The following is a 19,497-nucleotide window of genomic DNA, read 5'->3' on the forward strand; positions in this document are numbered from 1 at the left end:
GAGACGATGAAAGCACAGCCCAAAGGTTCACACTACATCGATGGCCGCTATGTCGAGGACGCCGCCGGCGAACCCATCGACCTGATCTATGCGGCGACCGGCGAAACCGTCGCACGGCTGCACGCGGCCACGCCCGCGATTGTCCAGCAGGCGCTTGAAAGCGCGCAAGCGGCGCAGATCGAGTGGGCGCGACTGAAGCCCGTCGAGCGCGGGCGCATCCTGCGCCGCGCCGCCGACCTTTTACGCGAACGGAACGACGCGCTCGCCCGCATCGAGACGCTGAACACGGGCCGCGCCATTCAGGAAACGCTGGTGGCCGATGCCGCTTCGGTTGCCGACGCGCTGGAGTTTTTCGCCGGGGCGGTGGCCACCTTCAACGGCGACTATTTCGACCTCGGCGGCCCCTTCGGCTACACCCGCCGCGAGGCGCTCGGCGTGTGCGCCGGCATAGGCGCGTGGAACTATCCGATACAGGGCGCGGGCTGGAAATCCGGCCCCGCGCTCGCCATGGGCAATGCGATGGTGTTCAAGCCGTCCGAGGCGGCACCACTCTCGGCACTGGCGCTTGCCGAACTTTACACCGAGGCTGGCCTACCGGACGGGCTGTTCAACGTGATTCAGGGACGCGGGGATGTCGGCGCGGCGCTCGCCGGTCATGACATCGTTGCGAAAGTGTCCTTCACCGGCTCGGTGCCCACCGGCAAGAAGGTGCTGGCGCTGGCGGGGTCCCGCATGAAGCATGCGACGATGGAGTTGGGAGGCAAGTCGCCGCTCATCATCTTCGAGGACGCAGACATCGAGAACGCGGTCGGCGGCGCGATGATGGCGAATTTCTATTCGACGGGACAGGTTTGCTCGAACGGTACGCGCGTGTTTGTGCACGAGGCCATTCAGGAGCGTTTTATCCACCGTCTCACCGAACGGACGAAGGCGATCCGCATCGGCGACCCGCTCGACCCGGAGACGCAGATGGGGCCGCTCATCAACCGGATGCAATACGACAAGGTGCTGGGCTATATCGAGATCGGCAAGGCGGAAGGCGCAACCCTGCAACACGGCGGCGGCACACCCAACCTTCAGGGTTTCGAGAACGGCTATTTCGTCGAACCGACAATCTTCACCGGCGTGAAGGACGACATGCGCATCTCGCGCGAGGAGATTTTCGGCCCGGTCATGAGCGTGCTGACGTTCCACTATGAGGACGAAGTCGTGGCGCGCGCCAACGACACACCCTACGGACTTTCGGCAGGAGTCTTCACCAGCGACCTGCCCCGCGCGCACCGCGTGATCGGCCAGTTGCAGGCGGGCACCTGCTGGATCAACAACTACAATCTGACGCCTGTGGAAATGCCCTTTGGCGGCTATAAGCAATCCGGCATCGGGCGCGAAAACGGCATCGCCGCGCTGGCGCATTATTCCCAGATCAAGTCGGTCTATGTGGAAACCGGCGACGTTCAAAGCCCGTTCTGAACACCGGGCGACGCCGCAGGCTCCGATCCGTCACCGCTTGCGCACGAATTCGGTGCGCAGCACCAGCCCCTTGATCGCATCGTGACGGCAATCGATCTCCTCGGGATTGTCAGTCAGCCGGATCGAGCGAATGACGGTGCCCTGCTTGAGCGTCTGGCCCGCGCCCTTCACCTTGAGGTCCTTGACCAGCACAACGGAGTCGCCGTCGGCAAGAACATTGCCGGATGCATCCCGAACCTCCGAAGCCTTGGCCGCCTCGGCGGCCAGTTCCGATGCCGGACGCCATTCGCCGGTCGCTTCGTCATAGATATAGTCGTCGTCCCGGTCGCTCATGTCTGCTCTTGATGCCTTGCATTGTCGGGCAGCGTGATGGAACAGGGCGGCCCATATTGCAACCGGGAACATCGCCTTCACCCAGCGCGGGATTTTTCCTCAAACAGAACAATGTTCTCCCTTGCCGGGGCAGAACGCGGCGGCTATAAGCCCGCCGTCTGGTCGCGGAGTGTAGCGCAGTCTGGTAGCGCACCTCGTTCGGGACGAGGGGGTCGCAGGTTCAAATCCTGCCACTCCGACCAGTTGAAATCCGTATGGACCTGAAGCTTGGGCAACAGTTTGTACCCAGGAAATCAAAAACCCGCCAACGTGTTACCGATAGTGTCGAATGTGGTTGAGACGCACTGGTAAACTCTGTTGCGCGTGCTACAAATCGCGATAGCTGAGCGGCGCATCTGAGGGGATGTCTGTGGCAAGAATAATCGGGTCCATCCTGTCGCATATCCCGGAAATTCTGTTCGTAGCCGCGATTCTTCTGGCGTTTCTGTCCCGTAAGAACCATTCGCTCGACAGGCGTTTTCTGGACTGGATGCTATTGCTCGGCATCGGCGTCTCATATGTATGGAGCGGTGTCTTCCACGTCTTTTTCCCAAACGTTGCGGCCAGTTCGATCGGCTGGGCAAACAGCCCTTTTCAGTTCGAGATCGGAGTGGCCGACATAGCGATTGGAATCGCGGCGATTCTCTCCTTCTGGCGCGGTCTGGAGTTCAAATCTGCGGTTGTGATTTACATCGCGCTGTTTTGCTTCGGTGTTGCTGTCGGGCATTTTTATCAAGCGGCAGCAACGCAGGACTATGCGGCCAATAATTTCGGTGTGTTGCTTGTCATCACGCTGATACAGATGGTTGCTCTGCCCTACTGGCTCTGGAAATCGCAGCGGGAAGCCCGGGCGACGTCATAGGGACCACCACTAGGTTCGTCAGCCTTGTCCACGGGCTTCCGCTCTGAACCGCGTCGAATCGAGTGCTGCCGCCATCAGCGTCTGCGTGTAGGCGGCGCGTGGGTCGTCGAAAATCTCGTCGGTCGGCCCCTCTTCGACGATCTTGCCCTGCCTCATAACGATTATGTAGTCGGCCATCGCTCGCACCACCGCCAGGTCGTGGCTGATGAACAGGTAGGACAGATCGTTGTCGGCCTGCAATTTGCGCAGCAGTTCCACGATCTGCTTCTGCACCGAACGATCCAGCGCCGAAGTCGGCTCGTCCAGCACGACCAGTTTCGGTTTCAGGATGATCGCCCGCGCAATGGCGATGCGCTGGCGCTGGCCGCCAGAAAATTCGTGCGGATAGCGATTGCGCATCACGGGGTCCAGCCCGACCTCGCGCAGCGCCTCGACCGCGCGATGGTCGCGCTGCCTGCGCGACAATGCCGGCTCATGCACCCGCAGCCCCTCGGTGATGATCTGCCCCACCGTCATGCGCGGCGACAGCGAGCCGAACGGGTCCTGGAACACAAGCTGCATGTCGTGCCGCAAGGGGCGCATCTGGTCGCGCGTCGCCGTGGAAATGTCGCGGCCGTCGAAACGTATGCGCCCCTCACTCGGCAGAAGCCTGAGCAGAGCGCGCCCCAGCGTCGACTTGCCCGAACCGGATTCGCCCACAATGCCGATCGTCTGGCGCTTCCTGAGAATGACGTTGATCCGGTCCACCGCCCGCAGCAGCATGGGCGGCCCGGCCAGAAATCCGCCACCGATGCGGAACGTGACCTCGACATTGCGGCCATCGAGCAGGATCGGCGCATCGCGTTCGGGCGGCTCCTTGTGCCCGGTCGGCTCCGCCGCCAGCAGCATTCTCGTGTAGTCATGTTGCGGGCTTGAAAAGATGCGCTCCGTCGCGCCGCTCTCCACCACCTCTCCGCGACGCATGACATAGACCCGGTCGGCCAGCCTGCGCACGATCCCGAGGTCGTGGGTGATGAACACGATGGCCGTGCCAAGCTCCTTCTGAAGCTCCGCGAGCAGGCCCAGTATCTGCGCCTGAATGGTCACGTCGAGCGCCGTCGTCGGCTCGTCGGCAATCAGCACGTCGGGGTCGTTGGCGAGAGCCATGGCGATCATCACGCGCTGGCGCTGCCCGCCCGACATTTCGTGCGGATAAGAACCCATGCGCCGCTCCGGGTCGGGAATCTGCACGAGCTTCAGCAGCCGCAGCGCTTCCTCCTTCGCTTTCCCATGGCCAAGCCTGCGATGGCGCATGATCGGCTCCATGAGCTGGTTGCCGATGGTGTAGAGCGGATCGAGCGAGGTCATCGGCTCCTGGAAGATCATGCTGATCCTTGCGCCGCGCACCTTGTTCAGTTCCTGCTTCGGAAGCTCCAGCAGGTTGCGCCCGCGATATTCGACCGCGCCGCTCGCCTCGCCATTGGAGGCCAGCAGCCGCATCGCGGCCATCATGGTCTGGCTCTTGCCGGACCCGGATTCGCCGACGATCGCCACCGTCTCCCCCGCATTCACCACGAGGTCGATGCCCTTCACGGCCTCCACCGTGCCGTCCAGCGTACGGAACGTCACCCGCAGCTTCTTCACTTCGAGAACCGCCTGCTCCATCTCAGCGATCCTTCGGGTCGAGCGCGTCGCGCAGCCCGTCGCCGATGAAGTTCAGGGCAAACAGCGTCGAGACAAGGAAAAAGGCCGGATAGAGCAGCATCCAGTTGGCGCTGCCGATGTTCGCCGCGCCCGCTGAAATCAGCACGCCCCAGCTCGTCATCGGCTCCTGCACGCCAAGCCCCAGGAAGGACAGGAAGCTCTCCAGCAAGATCACCTGCGGCACCAGCAGCGTCATGTAGATCACCACCGGCCCGAGCAGGTTCGGAATGACGTGGCGCATCAATATGCCCGCCTGCGAAACGCCCAGCGCCTCGGCCGCCTGCACATATTCCTGCCTGCGGATCGAGAGTGCCTGCCCGCGCACGATGCGCGCCATGTCGAGCCAAAGCACCGCCCCCACGGCAAGGAACATCAGCACGAAATTGCGCCCGAAAAACACGACCAGCATGATGACGAAGAAGATGAACGGCAGCGAGTAGAGCACGTCCACGATGCGCATCATCACCTCGTCCGTCCTGCCGCCGAGGAAGCCCGCCGTCGCGCCGTAGACCACGCCGATCGTCACCGCCACCAACCCGGCCAGCAGGCCGATGGAAAGCGAGATGCGCCCCGCCACCAGCGTGCGCGTGAACAGGTCGCGGCCCACATTGTCGGTGCCGAACAGGAAATATTGCTGCAAGGTCGAGGCGCTGATGACCGTTTCCAACCCGTCGGGCGAACTGCTTTCGATGCGCGCATCGTCGAACGTGTCGGAGCGGTCGATATAGCGCAGGTTCCGCTCGTCGAACGGCTTGGCGGAAGTCACCGTCACCAGCACGCGCCCGTCCTCCTGCCTGATGTCCTTCACGTCGACGCGCATGCGCCGCACCGCATCGTTCATCGCCGTTTCGATCATCTCCTCCTTCGGATAGGGCGAAAGGCTCGGGGGCGTGCGCACATAGTCCGGGTAGATCGTCGTGTAGAGATGCGGGGAAAAGAAAGGCCCGAACACGCAGACCAGCGTCATCAGCGCCAGGTAGAACAGGCTGACCATCGCCGCCCTGTTCGCCTTGAGGCGCAGCCACGCATCGCCCCACAGCGACCGGCCCAGCCGTTCAGGATCGGGCGCGATCTCGGCGGCAAGCTCAGTCATAGCGCACCCTCGGATCGACCACCGCATAGAGCAGGTCGACGATGAGGTTGAAAACGATGGTGAAAATCGCGATCACCACCACCGTACCCATCACAAGCGTGTAGTCTCGATTGAGCGCGGCCTGCACGAAATAACGCCCGACGCCGGGAATGGCGAAGATCGTCTCGACAATGATCGAGCCCGTCAGCAGCGCCGCCGCCGCCGGTCCCGCATAGGAAATGATCGGCAGCAGCGCCCCGCGCAGCGCGTGCTTGACCACCACCGACCAGTCGGACAGGCCCATCGCGCGTGCGGTGCGGATATGGTGCGAGCGCAGCGATTCGATCATCGAGCCGCGCATCAGACGCGCCACGATGGCCATTTGCGGCAGCGCCAGCGTCAGCACCGGGCCGATCTTGTTGACCAGCGCGCCGTCGCCCCAGCCGCCGACCGGTAACAGCTTCCACGACAGCGCAAAGACGAGCTGGATGATCGGCGCGATCACGAAGGTCGGGATCGTGCTGCCCGCCGTGGCGGTCGCGATCACGGCATAATCCGCCGCACGGTTCTGGTTCAGCGCCGCGATGATGCCAAGCGTGCTGCCCACCAGCAGCGCCAGTATCAATGCCGACGCGCCAAGCTGTATCGAGATCGGCAGGCCGGCCCGGAAAAGCTCCGTCACGGTGAAGTCGGGCAAATTGTAGCTCGGCCCGAAATTTCCGTGCAGCAGGTTCTTCAGGTAGTTCCAGTATTGCAGCCACAGCGGATCGTTCAGGCCAAACTGCGCTTCGAGGTTGGCCCGGATTTCAGGGCTCAGGCCGCGCTCCTGGTTGAACGGCCCGCCCGGCGCGACGCGGATCAGGAAAAACGCGATCGTCACGATCACGAACAGCGTCGGTATGGCCGTCAGCAACCTACGGATCAGGTATAAGAGCATTCCACCTGCCCTTCGGTCATGGGTGCAACATGACAATCGATCGAGCGCACGGCCCCCACTCCGGTTTGCTTCGCAAACCACCTCTCCCCCACAAAGTGGGGGCGAGGAAGGGAGCCTGACATCTCAACCGCGTCCTTCCTCTCACCTGCGGAGCGGGGGAGAGGTGGTTTGCGAAGCAAACCGGAGTGGGGGCACGACAACAATCACTCGGCCTTGCTGATGAACCTTGTGGGGTGCACGTCCATCACATTGTCTTCGAAGCCGGTGAGCTTCGGCGACACGATGTTGTGGAAGCTGTAGTAGAGCAGCGGGATTTGCCCGACATCGTCGATCAACACCTGTTCGGCTTCGCTCAGGAGCTTGAAGCGCTCCGGCGGATTGCCGCCCGCTGCGGCGGCCTTGTCCATCAATTCCTCGAATTTAGGACTGTCATAGTTCGAATAATTGTTGCCGCTGGCCTTGCGCGAAATGCCGAGGAACGTTTCCGGATCCTGATAGTCGGCGATCCATCCGGCGCGGGCCACGTCGAAATCGCCCTTCTGCTCAAGATGCGCGTAGTGGGTCTTGGTGTCGGTGTTGAGCAGCGTCACCTCGATGCCGAGCGGCTTCAACTGCTCCTGAATGGCCACCGCCGTGTTCTTGTGGTTCTCGGAGGTGTTGTAGCGGATTTCCATTTTCAGCGGCTTTTCCGGCGTATAACCGAGCTTTTCCAGAACCGCCTTGGCTTCGTCCTCGCGGTCGATCTGCGATTTATCCGCGAATTTCGCCATCGAGGATTTGTAACCCTCGATGCCGGGCGGCACCATGGAATAGCCGGGAAACATGGAGTTGTTCCAGACTTTCTCGGCAAGGAAGTCCCGGTCGATGGCCTCGGAGACCGCATTGCGAAGCTCGACATTGTCCCATGGGGCCTTGTCGGTCTTGATCGCGTAATAATAGGTGCCGAGATAGGGCGCGACGCGGATCTGGTCGCCGAACTTCGCCTTCAATTCGGTCAGTTGCTCGGTCGGCAGATCGTCATAGCTGTCCAGCTCGCCGGCTTCGTAGCGCTTCATGGCCGACGAGCGGTCCTCGGTCGGAATGAAGTTGATCACATCGATCTTCACGCTGTCCGCGTCGTGGAATTTCGAGTTCTTCACCATCTTCAGATGGTCGTTCGGCACCCACTCCACCAGCGTGAAGGCCCCGTTCGACACCAGCTTGCCGGGCTTGATCCAGTCCGCGCCATCCTTCTCGATGGAGGCCTTGTTGACGGGATAGGCCGCCTGATGGGTCAGCATCTCAAGGAAATAGGGCGTCGGCGCTTTCAGCGAGATTTCCAGCGTGGTGGCATCGATTGCCTTGACGCCGATTTCCTCCGGTTTCGCCTTACCCGTGTTCACCTCCTCTGCGTTCACGATGGGATATAGCATGGAGGCATATTCCGCGCCCGTCGCCGGATCTTCCAAACGGCGGAAGGAATAGACGAAATCATCCGCCGTAACCGGACTGCCGTCCGACCACACGGCATCCGCGCGCAGCTTGAACGTGTAGGTCTTGCCGTCGTCGGAAACGGTCCAGCTTTCCGCCGCGCCGGGGATCAGCCCCGCCTTGGCGTCCTGCATCACGAGCCCCTCGAACAGGTCGCGCAGCACATGCGCCTCATAGACAGTCGATGTCTTGTGCGGATCGACCGTTTCCGGCTCGGCGGCGCTGCCGCGATTGTAAATGACCTCGGCGAAGGCCGGTGTCATGAGCGCGCCACCCGCCAGCACCAGCGAGGTCGCGAATATGGTCGAACGGAGAAGAGTGTGGATCATGGAACTACTCCCTGTTTGCCGCCGGTTTTTCGGCGGTCGAGGCGCGGATATTGCCGTGCCTGTTCCCATGCGGAGGGCGATGGCCCGCCGCTCTGTGGGCGAGACTATCAGAGCATATAACCAACACAACACCGGGTTGCAGATGACGCTGGGTCATGTGGAAAGAGGCTTGTTGGCGTGAATTGGACCGACCCCTCATCCGCCTGCCGGCACCTTCTCCCACAAGGGGAGAAGGACGATTTCCGCAGCGACGCAATCATTCTGCGACATCGGCGATTGAAGCTGGCGACCAAGAAATCCTCCTTCTCCCCTTGTGGGAGAAGGTCGCGGCAGCGGGATGAGGGGCGGGGCGAGCGCGCCAAGGACGCCCCTACCCCAACAATTCCGCGACGAAGAACCCGAGCGGCGGCAGTTCGACCCTGCCGCGCGAGACGATTGCGCCGGAAAACAGCACATCGCCGATGTCCATCCCCTCGGGCAGTTTCCACTTCACCGGTAGGCTCGAAAAATTGAACGCGCACAGCACACGCTGGCTCCCGCTTTCGCGAATGAGTGCAAGCACGTCACGCTTGCTGTCCAGAAACCGGAACCCGCCGGAAACCAGCGCGGGAGTGCGCCTGCGGGCCGCCAGCACGGCGCGATAATGGTGCAGCACCGAGCCCGGGCCGCTCTCCTGCACATCCACGGCGCGGGCCGCCGATTCCGCCGAGACCGGCAGCCAGGGCGTGCCGTCCGTGAACCCGGCATTCGCCTTGCCGGCGTCCCACACCATCGGCGTGCGGCACCCGTCGCGTCCCTTGAAACCCGGCCAGAACCGGATGCCGTAGGGGTCGCGCAATTGCTCGAAGGTGAGTTCGGCTTCCTGCATGCCGAGTTCCTCGCCCTGATAGAGGCAGATCGAACCTGGCAGGCAGGCGAGCAGCGAGATGGCAAAACGGGCGACATCGTCGCTGTCCTGCCCCGGTCTCGCCCAGCGGGTGACATGCCGCATCACATCGTGGTTGGAGAACGCCCAGCACACCCAGCCGTCGCGCACCTTGTCGAAGAAGCGCTCGACGCATCCGCGAAAATGCGCGGGCGAAAACGCGTCCCCAAGCATATCGAATGTGTAGCACATATGCAGCTTGTCGCCGTCGCCGGTATAGGCGGCGACCGTGTCGAGGGATCTGTCCTCGTCGCCCACCTCGCCCACGGAGGCGCGCTCGCCGAATGAATCCAGAAGCGCCCGAAACCGCTTGAGAAAGCTCAGGTTTTCCGGTCGGGACTTGTCGTAGAGATGGTGCTGGAACAGATACGGGTTATTGGCGTCCAGTGCCTCCCGCCTGCGACGGGGAAGCGGAGGATTGCTGTGCAACGCCGCGTCCTGAAAGTAGTAGTTCACCGTGTCCAGCCGGAAACCGTCCACGCCCTTTTCCAGCCAGAACCGCACCGTGTCCAGCAACGCGTCCTGCACCGCCGGATTGTGGAAATTCAGGGCGGGCTGCGAGGCGAGAAAATTGTGCAGGTAATATTGCTTGCGCGTGGATTCCCACTCCCATGCCGAACCGCCGAACACGGAGAGCCAGTTGTTGGGCGCGGTGCCGTCCGGCTTCGGATCGGCCCAGACGAACCAGTCGGCCTTGTCGTTGTCGCGGCTGGCGCGGCTTTCGACAAACCACGGATGCCGGTCCGAAGTGTGCGCCAGAACCTGATCGATGATGATTTTCAGCCCAAGCTCATGCGCGCTTTTTACCAGCCGGTCAAAATCCTCCATCGTGCCGAACATCGGATCGACCGCGCAGTAGTCGGACACGTCGTAGCCCATGTCGGCCTGTGGCGATTTGAAGAATGGCGAGAGCCAGATGGCGTCCACACCGAGCGAGGCGATATAGGGAAGGCGTTCAATGATGCCCGGCAGGTCGCCGATGCCGTCGCCATTGCTGTCCTGAAAGGAACGTGGATACACCTGATAAATGGCGCAGCCGCGCCACCAGTCGCTATTCGTCATCCGCTACCTCTCGCCAGAACGCAACCGACCTTCCCTCGACAACGCCGTTGGCACTGCCGGAGACTACGGCCCATTCATACCCTTCGCGCGCCGGCAGCGAAAATGCCCGCTTGCGGCGGTCGCCGTTGAACAGGACCGCGAGCCGACCACTTCCCGACGACAGCACCATGCTGAGCCTGCGGCGCTCCGGGTCTTCCCAGTCCGCCGTGGTCATCGTCGCTCCGGTTTCGGTCAGCCATTCCACATCCTCGCCGGTGAGGAAACGGGTCTGCGCGAACGCCGGGAAGCCCGCCCGGATATCCGCCAGCGCGAAAGCATATGCCTCAAGCTCACGGTCACGGTCCGCCCAGTCGAGCCATGTCAGCTCATTGTCCTGGCAATAGGCGTTGTTGTTGCCGTGCTGCGTGCGCCCGAATTCGTCGCCCGCCGTCAGCATGATCGCACCGCGCGAGGCGAACAGCGTCCCCAGCAAGGCCCTCAGGTCGCGCGCCCTGCCCGCAATGATCGCCGGGTCGTCGGTGCCGCCCTCGACGCCATTGTTCCACGACAGGTTTTCATTGTGCCCGTCGCGGTTCTGCTCGCCATTGGCCTCATTGTGCTTGCGCTCGACGCTGACGAGATCGGTCAGCGTCAGCCCGTCATGCGCGGCGATGAAATTCACCGTGCGCGTGTCGTTGTGGCCGTCGCGCTGGAATACTTCCGAAGAACCCGCCAGCGCGGTTGCCAGCGTCCCCACCATTTCCCGGTCCCCGCGCCAGAAGCGACGGAAATCATCACGCACGCGATCGTTCCATTCCAGAAAGGCCGGCCCGAAATTGCCGAGCTGGTAGCCGCCATGCCCGATGTCCCACGGCTCGGCGATCAGCACCCGGTCCCGCAGCAGCGGGTCCTCGCGCATCTCGCGCAGCAGCGCCGCGTTCGGATCGAAGCCGTGCCCGTCGCGTCCGAGGATCGGCGCGAGATCGAAGCGGAAGCCGTCCACGCCCGCATGGCGCACGAAATGCCGCAGCGAATCCAGCACCAGTCGTCGCGCGACCGGATGATCGCAGGCGACCGTATTGCCGGTGCCGGTGTCGTTGACCAGCCGTCCGTTGCGGCTGCGATAATAGGCCGTGGCGTCGAGGCCGCGCAGCGAGAGCGTCGGGCCGTGCACGTCGCTCTCGGCGGTGTGGTTGAACACCAGATCGAGGATCACGCCGATGCCCGCATCGCGCAACGCGGCGACCGTTTCGCGAAGCTCCGCCATGCCGCCCGGACACAATCGCGGATCGAGCGCCATGAACGAGACCGGGTTATAACCCCATGCGTTGGAGAGGCCGAGCGGCGGCAGGTGGCGCTCGTCCATCCAAGCCGTAATGGGCATGAGTTCCACCGCCGAAACGCGCAGTTTCTTCAGATGCTCGATGATGGCCGGATGCGCCAGCGCCGCCACCGTCCCGCGAAGCTTTTTCGGCACATCGGGATGCAGCTTCGTGAAGGCCTTGACCTGCAATTCGTAGATCAGCCCGCCAGGGCGGAAAAGCGGAGTCGTTTGAATCGCTTCCGGCGATTGCCTCACAATTGCCTTCGGCATCAGCGGCGCTGTATCGACACCGCTGCCGCGCGGCGATGCCAGCCGCGCGTCATAGTGATATGCGCCGTCGATCTCGACCGCGTAGGGGTCCATCAGCAGCTTGTCCGGGTCGAACCACAGGCCCCGTTCCGGATGGTATTCGCCATCCGCGCGGAAACCGTAGCGCTGGCCATCGCCCACAGCCGCGACCGTCGAAAACACGCCGTCGCCGTCGCGCTGCATTTCGATGCGCGCTTCCTTTCCGGCGCGGTCGAACAGGCAGAGCCAGATCGTCCTCGCCGTGCCGGACCAGACGGCAAAGCGCGTTCCGCCTGTGGTCGGGGATACGCCGAGAGGAGCAGCCACGTTCACTGCCCCTCATCCGCCTGCCGGCACCTTCTCCCCGCGCGCGGGGAGAAGGCAGATTTCACGAACGTCGGCAAACACCCCCGCCGCCGAAGGAGCGGGACCTTGCAACCATCGTCCTTCTCCACGTTGGAACGGTGAGAAGGGAGATTTCACGAACGCCGGCAAAAGCCCCCACCACCGAAGGAGCGGGACCTTACAGCCTTCCTCCTTCTCCCCGTCAAAACGGGGAGAAGGTGCCGGCAGGCGGATGAGGGGCAGTGCGAGCATTGCCACGATTGCACCACCCCCACTCCGTCCCCGCTTCGCGGAGCCACCTCTCCCCCACTTCGTAAGGGAGAGGAAGGGCGTCAAGCATAGCAAGGCTTGCGGGCACAGAGGTGAAGCGCGCCCTTCCTCTCCCCTGCTTTGCGGGGGAGAGGTGTCATGCAAAGCATGACGGAGCGGGGGTAGTTCCACCCGCCCCGCCCTCACGTAATCACCGTCGGCTTCTTCCTGCCTGTGTGCCTGACGATCCCGGCGATTTCGTCCGCGGCCTTGATGAGATCGCCGAGCGCCTTCTGCGTCTCGACATTCTGCTTCTTCGCATCCGGCTCGTAGCGCTCGAAATAGACGCGCAGCGTCGCGCCCGAGGTGCCCGTGCCCGACAGCCGGAACACGACGCGCGAGCCGCCCTTGAACAGCACGCGCACGCCCTGATGTTCCGACACCGAGCCATCCACCGGATCGTGATAGGCAAAATCGTCCGCCGCCTCGACCACCATGCCCTGCACTTTCCTGCCGGGCAGCTTCGCCAGTCCCGCCCGCAATTCCTCGATCAGCGCATTGGCCTTTTCGCTCTCGACTTCCTCGTAGTCATGCCGCGAATAATAGTTGCGGCCAAATTCCTTCCAGTGCGCCTCGACGATCTGCTTCACGCTCTGCTTGCGGGCGGCAAGGATATTGAGCCAGAACAGCACCGCCCACAGCCCGTCCTTTTCGCGCACATGGTCGGAGCCGGTGCCGAAGCTTTCCTCGCCGCACACGGTCGCCTTGCCCGCATCCAGCAGATTGCCGAAGAACTTCCAGCCGGTCGGCGTTTCATAAATGCCGATGCCGAGCTTTTCGGCCACGCGGTCGGCGGCCGCACTTGTCGGCATGGAGCGCGCGATGCCCGCCAGACCGCGCTTGTAGCCCGGCGCGCAGGTGGCGTTCGCCGCGATCAGTGCGAGGCTGTCGGAAGGCGTCACGAACATGCCCTTGCCGACGATCATGTTGCGGTCGCCGTCGCCGTCCGACGCGGCCCCGAAATCCGGTCCGGCGGCGCTCATTACGTCGTCATAGAGTTCCTTGGCATGAACGAGATTGGGGTCGGGATGATGCCCGCCAAAATCCGGCAGCGGGTGGAAGTTGCGCGCCGTGCCCTTCGGCGCGCCGAGCCGCCCTTCCAGTATCTCCTTGGCATAGGGGCCGGTCACGGCATGCATGGAATCCATCGCCATGCGGAAGCCGCCCTTGAACATGGCGCGGATGGCGGCGAAGTCGAACAGGCTTTCCATCAGTTCGGCATAATCCGCCACCGGATCGATGACCTCCACGGTCATGCCAGCGACCTCGAAGCTTCCGACCGTGTCGAGATCGACCTCGCCGATATTCGCGATGCGGTATTCGGTGATCGCCTTGGTGTGGGCGAAGATCGCGTCCGTCACCTTCTCCGGCGCGGGACCGCCATTGCCGATATTGTACTTGATGCCGAAATCCTCGTGCGGACCGCCGGGATTGTGGCTGGCCGACAGCACAAGCCCGCCGAACGCCTTGTATTTGCGGATGATGTTGGATGCGGCGGGCGTCGACAGGATGCCGCCCTGCCCCACCATGACCTTGCCGAAGCCGTTGGCCGCCGCCATCGCGATTGCCTTCTGGATCACCTCGCGGTTGAGGTAGCGACCGTCGCCGCCGATCACCAGCGTCTCGCCCTCGAACCCTTCCAGCGAGTTGAACACTGACTGGATGAAATTCTCGGCATAGTTTTCCTGCCGGAACACCGGCACCTTCTTGCGAAGGCCGGATGTTCCCGGCTTCTGGTCCATATAGGGCCTGGTGGGAACGGTCCTGAAATCGGCTTGTGCGCTCATGTCGTGGCCCGGCCTTCTGGAAAGTAGGTTGCGGTAGAGATCGGCGTATTTCCCCGCGCTGCGCGTCCAGGAAACATCGCTCTTCATGCCCTGCTTTTGCAGCGCTGCCCAGACCTCGCGGTCGCCATGCAGTCCGATTGTCCGGTAAACCGCGTTGAGCAGCGCCGCAGCGCTAGCCGGGTCGTGCAGCAGGCCGGTGGCGACGCCCGCCGTCACCGCCGCCTCGTTGGCGTCGATCACCGTATCCGCCAGCCCGCCCGTGCGCGCCACCACGGGCACGCAGCCATAGCGCAGGCCATAGAGCTGCGTCAGTCCGCAGGGCTCGAAACGGGAGGGAATGAGGATTGCGTCCGCGCCGCCCTGTATCAGGTGTGACAGCGCCTCGTCATAGCCGATCACGACGCCGGTCCGTCCGCGATGGCGCGAGGCGGCGGCGAGAAGCCGGCCTTCAAGTCCGCTGTCGCCCGATCCCAGCACCACCAGCCGCGCGCCGGACGCGACGAGATCGTCGGCGATTTCCGCAAGAAGGTCCATGCCCTTCTGCCATGTCAGGCGGCTGACGACGCAGAAAATCGGCGAGCCGTCGCTTTGCAGGCCGAAGCGTTCCTCCAGCGCCGCGCGGTTCACCGCCCGTTTATCAAGCGTCGCAGCGTCAAAAGTGGCCGCGAGATGCCTGTCGGTCGCCGGGTTCCACACCTCGTCGTCGATGCCGTTGACGATGCCGAAGAGATCGGCGGCGCGCCGGTTGATGAGGCCGTCCAGCCCCATGCCGAATTCCGGCGTGCGGATTTCCTGCGCATAGGTCGGGCTGACGGTGGTCACCGCCCAGGCCGATTGCAGCCCGGCCTTCAGGTAGCCGACGCCGCCGTAATATTCGACGCCGTCCACGGTCATCGCCTCGCTCGCCAGACCGAGGCTTCCGAAGATGCCCGCAGGGAACCGCCCCTGGAAGGCGAGATTGTGCACCGTCATCACGCTCGGCATGTCACGTGCGGGGCCGAAGCGCATATAGGCGATGGTCAGCGCGCCCTGCCAGTCATGCGCATGCACGAGATCGGGCTTGAAAACGGCGAGCTTGCCTTCGGCGATGTCGGCGCCGACACGGCTCAGCGCCGCGAAGCGCTGCCAGTTGTCCGGCCAGTCATTGCCGTTCGGATCGCCATAGGCCCCGCCGTTCCGGTCATAGAGGTGCGGCGCGTCGATCACATAGAGGTCGAGGCCCGCGACCCGCGCCGCCAGCAGCGTTGCCGGGCCGCCGAACAGCGCGTCGTAGTGGTAAACCGTCTCGGTGTGGTCCAGCGCCTTCAGCACCTGCGGATAGCCCGGCAGCAGCGAGCGCATCTCCACGCCATGATGTGCCAGCGCCAGCGGCAGCGCCCCGGTCACATCGGCCAGCCCGCCGGTCTTGATCAGCGGATAGAGTTCGGAAGTTACGGAAAGGACTTTCATGCGGTCTTTCGATTTAACGGATTCAGCGATTGCATCCAGTAATACCCCTCATCCGCCTGCCGGCACCTTCTCCCACAAGGGGAGAAGGCGAACTTCGCAAACGCCGGCGCTGCCGAACAAGCAGGGCGTCCCGGCATCGTCCTTCTGCCCTTGTGGGAGAAGGTGCCGGCAGGCGGATGAGGGGTGCTTCTTAACCCATCAATGAACTCACCCCAACCGCGCGATCATTTCCTGCGTGATGAGCACGATGCCCTTTTCACTCACGCGAAAGCGCTTGGCGTCCGCCTTCGCGTCCTCGCCGACGATGAGTTTTTCGGGAATGTGCACGCCGGAATCGATCACGCAGCGCGACAGGCGCGAGTTGCGCCCGACCGTGCAGTCGGGCAGCATCACCACCTCGTTCAGCGTCGAATAGGAGTTGATCCGCGCGCCTGTGAAGATCAGGCTGCGCTTGAGCGACGCGCCGGACACGATGCAGTCGCCCGCGATCACGGACGAAACCGCCATGCCGCGCCGCGCCGCCTCGTCATGCACGAATTTCGCGGGCGGCTTCAATTCGGCATAGGTCCAGATCGGCCAGTCGCGGTCGTAAATGTCGAGTTCGGGCGTCACGTCCGTCAGGTCGATATTGGCCTCCCAATAGGCGTCGATGGTCCCGACGTCACGCCAGTAGGCTTCCGCTTCCATGGAAGAACGCACGCAGGACCGCGCGAAGCGGTGCGCCACCGCCTTACCGTGATCGACGATGTAAGGGATGATGTCCTTGCCGAAATCGCGGCTTGAATCCGGGTCTGACGCGTCCTTGCGCAAAAGGTCCATCAGGAACTTGGTGTGGAACACGTAGATGCCCATGGAGGCGAGCGCGAAATCCGGCTTGTCGGGGATCGCGGGCGGATCGGCCGGCTTTTCCACGAAGGCGACGATCTTGTCCTGCGTGTCGACATGCATGACGCCGAAGCCTGTGGCCTCCATGCGAGGCACTTCGAGGCAGCCCACCGTCACGTCGGCGTTCTGCTCGACATGCTGGCGCAGCATCAGCTCGTAGTCCATCTTGTAGATGTGGTCGCCCGCCAGGATGACCATGAACTCCGGGCCGTAGCCCTCGATGATGTCGGTGTTCTGGTATACCGCGTCCGCCGTGCCCTCATACCATTGCGTCTCCGAAACGCGCTGCGAGGCGGGCAGGATGTCGAAGCTTTCATTGCGCTCGGGCCGCATGAAATTCCAGCCGCGCTGCAAATGGCGGATCAGCGAATGCGCCTTGTACTGTGTCGCGACGCCGATGCGCCGGATGCCGGAATTGATGGCGTTCGAGAGCGCGAAATCGATGATGCGCGTCTTGCCGCCGAAATGCACGGCGGGCTTGGCGCGCCGGTCGGTCAGTTCCTTGAGGCGACTGCCCCTGCCGCCCGCCAGCACATAGGCCATTGCGTCGCGCGCGAGCGGCTGTGTCCGGTTCAGATCAGCCATTGACTCCTCCCACTCTCATGATGGCACAACCTCCGCCTTTTCGGCGGTATCTTCCGGCAGCGTTTCGGCCACCGGCCCTTCCTCGACGAATTCCAGCATCACGGTCGCCAGCGGCGGCAGGCGCAGCACGGCATGCGCCTTACCGTCCGACGTGGGATAGGCCTCGACCGCGCCGTCGTTCCCCACGCCCGAGCCGCCATAGTCGGCGGCGTCGGTGTTGACGATCTCGCGCCATTTACCCGGCCTCGGCAGCGGCAGGCCATATCCCTTGCGCACCACCGGGGTGAAGTTCGAGATCACCGCCACCGGATTTTCGCCCGGCGCCGTGCGCAGCCAGGCAAAGACAGAGTTCTCCTGATCGTCCACCACCAGCCATGTGAAGCCGTCCGGCTCGCAATCGCGCGCATGCAGCGCGGGCCGCGAGCGGTAGATGCCGTTCAGGTCGCGCACCAGCTTGCGCACGCCCTGATGCGGCGGATGGGCAAGCAAGTCCCAATCGAGCGCGCGCGCCTCGCTCCATTCGCGGCGCTGCGCGAATTCCTGCCCCATGAACAGCAGCTTCTTGCCGGGATAGCCCCACATGAAGGCGTAGTAGGCGCGCAGGTTCGCGAATTTCTGCCAGTCGTCGCCGGACATCTTGTGCAGCAGCGTGCCCTTGCCGTGCACCACCTCGTCATGGCTGAGCGGCAGAACGAAATTCTCGGAGAACGCGTAGAGCAGGCCGAATGTGAGGTCGCTGTGATGGAACTTCCTGTGCACCGGCTCGCGCGCCATGTATTTCAGCGTGTCGTGCATGAAGCCCATGTTCCACTTGAAGCCGAATCCCAGCCCGCCCTGGTCGGTCGGCTGCGAAACTTTCGGCCACGAAGTGGATTCCTCGGCAATCGTCATGATGCCGGGATGCGTGCCATAGAGCCGCGCGTTCATCTCCTGCAGGAAGCGCACGGCTTCAAGGTTTTCGCGCCCGCCCTTCTCGTTCGGTATCCACTCGCCCTGCTTGCGCGAGTAGTCGAGGTAGAGCATCGAGGCGACCGCATCGACGCGCAGCCCGTCGACATGGAATTTCTCCGCCCAGTAGAGCGCGTTGTTGATGAGGAAGGACAACACCTCACGCCGTCCGAAATTGTAGATCAGCGTGTTCCAGTCTGGGTGGTAGCCCTTGCGAGGGTCCTCGTGCTCATAAAGCGCGGTGCCGTCGAAGCGCGCCAGCCCGAACTGGTCGGTCGGAAAATGCGCTGGCACCCAGTCGATGATGACGCCGATGCCGGCGCGATGCGCGCCGTCCACAAAGCGCGCGAAGCCTGCGGGATCACCGAAACGCGCGCTCGGGGCGAAAAGCCCCGTGGTCTGGTAGCCCCATGACGGGTCGAACGGATGTTCCGAGATCGGCAGGAACTCGATATGCGTGAAGCCCGCATCCACCACATAGGGGACCAGCCGCTCCGCCAGTTCGTCCCATGACAGGAACGAGCCGTCCTCGCGACGCTGCCACGATCCGGCGTGCACCTCGTAGATGGAAATAGGGTCGCGGCGCGCCTGCGTGTTGCGCCAATAGTCGCGATGCGCCTCGTCGCCCCATTCGTGCACCATGGGCGCCGCCGTCACCGAGGCCGTCTCGGGGCGCAATTCCGACTGGAAGGCGAAGGGATCGGCCTTCAGCGGCAGCACCAATCCTTGCGCGCCGATGATCTCGAACTTGTAGGTGTGCCCTGCCCCGATGCCCGGAACGAAAATCTCCCATATGCCGGTGTCGCGCCGTATCCGCATCGGCAGCCTGCGCCCGTCCCAGTCGTTGAAATCGCCAACCACCGACACGCGCTTCGCATTCGGCGCCCACACCGCGAAATGCACGCCGTCCGCACCCTCGTGATGGATCAGGTGTGCGCCCAGCTTGTCGAACAGCCGCAGATGCGAACCTTCGGCAATGTAGTAATCGTCCATCGGCCCGAGCACGGGACCGAACGAATAGGGGTCGATCTCCGACCATTCGCCGCCCTCGTTGCGCGCCAGGTAGCGCACCGGCTGGCGTCGGTCGACCGTCAGCGGACCCTCGAAAAACCCGGCCTCGTCACGCCGCTCCAGCGTACCGATCTCATTGTCGTCGAGATCGAACACGGTCACGAACTCGGCATTGGGAATGAAGCAGCGGGCCACGAACCCAGCATCGGTTTCCTGAACGCCGAGCACGCTGAACGGATCGCCATGCGTGCCTGCCACAATGGCCTTCACCGCGCCGTCTCCGGCCCGCGCCGCCGGCAGCTTCTTTTTCGCGGGGGTCGATTTCGCCGCGCGACCGGCCTTTTTCATACTCCGAACCCTCCCTGACGAAGGCCAATGCTTGCGAGTTGACCCCTCATCCGCCTG

12 protein-coding genes, 1 tRNA gene and 1 pseudogene are annotated in these 19,497 nt (G+C 63.3%); 3 read left to right on the plus strand and 11 right to left on the minus strand.

Going from position 1 to position 19,497, the window contains the following annotated elements; all coding sequences use genetic code 11:
- Nucleotides 1-6 precede the first annotated feature (6 nt).
- Entirely contained in the window at nt 7-1,470 is a 1,464-nt protein-coding gene (gene betB / locus M9924_01980) for a betaine-aldehyde dehydrogenase (protein MCO5063164.1), read from the plus strand.
- A 30-nt stretch (nt 1,471-1,500) separates the two neighbouring features.
- Here betB and M9924_01985 read toward each other — a convergent pair whose 3' ends face one another.
- Nucleotides 1,501-1,803, minus strand: a complete 303-nt coding sequence (locus M9924_01985) for an alkylphosphonate utilization protein (GenBank protein ID MCO5063165.1) — start codon at nt 1,801-1,803, stop codon at nt 1,501-1,503.
- Nucleotides 1,804-1,968: 165 nt separating this feature from the next.
- Between M9924_01985 and M9924_01990 the strand changes: the two genes are divergently transcribed.
- Nucleotides 1,969-2,045: transfer RNA gene (locus M9924_01990), tRNA-Pro, on the plus strand.
- Between the two features lie 167 nt (nt 2,046-2,212).
- Entirely contained in the window at nt 2,213-2,704 is a 492-nt protein-coding gene (locus tag M9924_01995; protein MCO5063166.1) for a hypothetical protein, read from the plus strand.
- A gap of 18 nt (nt 2,705-2,722) precedes the next feature.
- Here M9924_01995 and M9924_02000 read toward each other — a convergent pair whose 3' ends face one another.
- The 10 genes and pseudogenes from M9924_02000 to glgB form a co-directional block, all read right to left on the minus strand.
- Nucleotides 2,723-4,348, minus strand: a complete 1,626-nt coding sequence (locus M9924_02000) for an ABC transporter ATP-binding protein (protein MCO5063167.1) — start codon at nt 4,346-4,348, stop codon at nt 2,723-2,725.
- Between the two features lies 1 nt (nt 4,349).
- Complete coding sequence (locus M9924_02005) at nt 4,350-5,480, minus strand: ABC transporter permease subunit (protein MCO5063168.1); 1,131 nt, start codon at nt 5,478-5,480, stop codon at nt 4,350-4,352.
- Complete coding sequence (locus M9924_02010) at nt 5,473-6,396, minus strand: ABC transporter permease subunit (GenBank protein MCO5063169.1); 924 nt, start codon at nt 6,394-6,396, stop codon at nt 5,473-5,475. The genes M9924_02005 and M9924_02010 overlap by 8 nt, the downstream gene beginning before the upstream one ends.
- Nucleotides 6,397-6,599: 203 nt before the next feature.
- On the minus strand, nt 6,600-8,195 hold the full coding sequence (locus M9924_02015; GenBank protein ID MCO5063170.1) for a peptide ABC transporter substrate-binding protein: 1,596 nt from the start codon (nt 8,193-8,195) through the stop codon (nt 6,600-6,602).
- Nucleotides 8,196-8,565: 370 nt separating this feature from the next.
- Entirely contained in the window at nt 8,566-10,182 is a 1,617-nt protein-coding gene (locus tag M9924_02020; protein ID MCO5063171.1) for an alpha-glucosidase family protein, read from the minus strand.
- Nucleotides 10,172-12,106, minus strand: coding sequence for a glycogen debranching protein GlgX (gene glgX, locus M9924_02025; GenBank protein ID MCO5063172.1), 1,935 nt, complete (start codon nt 12,104-12,106; stop codon nt 10,172-10,174). The genes M9924_02020 and glgX overlap by 11 nt, the downstream gene beginning before the upstream one ends.
- A gap of 464 nt (nt 12,107-12,570) precedes the next feature.
- The gene (locus tag M9924_02030; GenBank protein MCO5063173.1) at nt 12,571-14,214 is read right to left on the minus strand and encodes an alpha-D-glucose phosphate-specific phosphoglucomutase; all 1,644 of its coding nucleotides are present in this window, start codon (nt 14,212-14,214) and stop codon (nt 12,571-12,573) included.
- Nucleotides 14,215-14,226: 12 nt separating this feature from the next.
- Nucleotides 14,227-15,663, minus strand: a pseudogene (gene glgA, locus M9924_02035) (glycogen synthase GlgA).
- Nucleotides 15,664-15,870: 207 nt separating this feature from the next.
- Nucleotides 15,871-17,133 carry a glucose-1-phosphate adenylyltransferase gene (gene glgC / locus M9924_02040; GenBank protein ID MCO5063174.1) on the minus strand — a complete coding sequence of 421 codons (1,263 nt, stop codon included), beginning with the start codon at nt 17,131-17,133 and terminating at the stop codon, nt 15,871-15,873.
- Nucleotides 17,134-17,148: 15 nt separating this feature from the next.
- Nucleotides 17,149-19,440, minus strand: coding sequence for a 1,4-alpha-glucan branching protein GlgB (glgB, locus tag M9924_02045; protein MCO5063175.1), 2,292 nt, complete (start codon nt 19,438-19,440; stop codon nt 17,149-17,151).
- Between the last annotated feature and the right edge of the window lie 57 nt (nt 19,441-19,497).

The organism is Rhizobiaceae bacterium, assembly GCA_023953835.1.
Taxonomy (GTDB): Bacteria; Pseudomonadota; Alphaproteobacteria; order Rhizobiales; family Rhizobiaceae; genus Mesorhizobium_G.

Excerpts from the sequence above, each read along its gene's own strand:
- M9924_02020 (MCO5063171.1), bottom strand. The coding sequence starts at position 10,182 with ATGACGAATAGCGACTGGTGGCGCGGCTGCGCCATTTATCAGGTGTAT.
- betB (MCO5063164.1), top strand. The coding sequence starts at position 7 with ATGAAAGCACAGCCCAAAGGTTCACACTACATCGATGGCCGCTATGTC.
- M9924_02030 (MCO5063173.1), bottom strand. The coding sequence starts at position 14,214 with ATGAGCGCACAAGCCGATTTCAGGACCGTTCCCACCAGGCCCTATATG.
- glgB (MCO5063175.1), bottom strand. The coding sequence starts at position 19,440 with ATGAAAAAGGCCGGTCGCGCGGCGAAATCGACCCCCGCGAAAAAGAAG.
- M9924_01985 (MCO5063165.1), bottom strand. The coding sequence starts at position 1,803 with ATGAGCGACCGGGACGACGACTATATCTATGACGAAGCGACCGGCGAA.
- M9924_02005 (MCO5063168.1), bottom strand. The coding sequence starts at position 5,480 with ATGACTGAGCTTGCCGCCGAGATCGCGCCCGATCCTGAACGGCTGGGC.
- glgC (MCO5063174.1), bottom strand. The coding sequence starts at position 17,133 with ATGGCTGATCTGAACCGGACACAGCCGCTCGCGCGCGACGCAATGGCC.
- M9924_02015 (MCO5063170.1), bottom strand. The coding sequence starts at position 8,195 with ATGATCCACACTCTTCTCCGTTCGACCATATTCGCGACCTCGCTGGTG.
- M9924_02010 (MCO5063169.1), bottom strand. The coding sequence starts at position 6,396 with ATGCTCTTATACCTGATCCGTAGGTTGCTGACGGCCATACCGACGCTG.
- M9924_02000 (MCO5063167.1), bottom strand. The coding sequence starts at position 4,348 with ATGGAGCAGGCGGTTCTCGAAGTGAAGAAGCTGCGGGTGACGTTCCGT.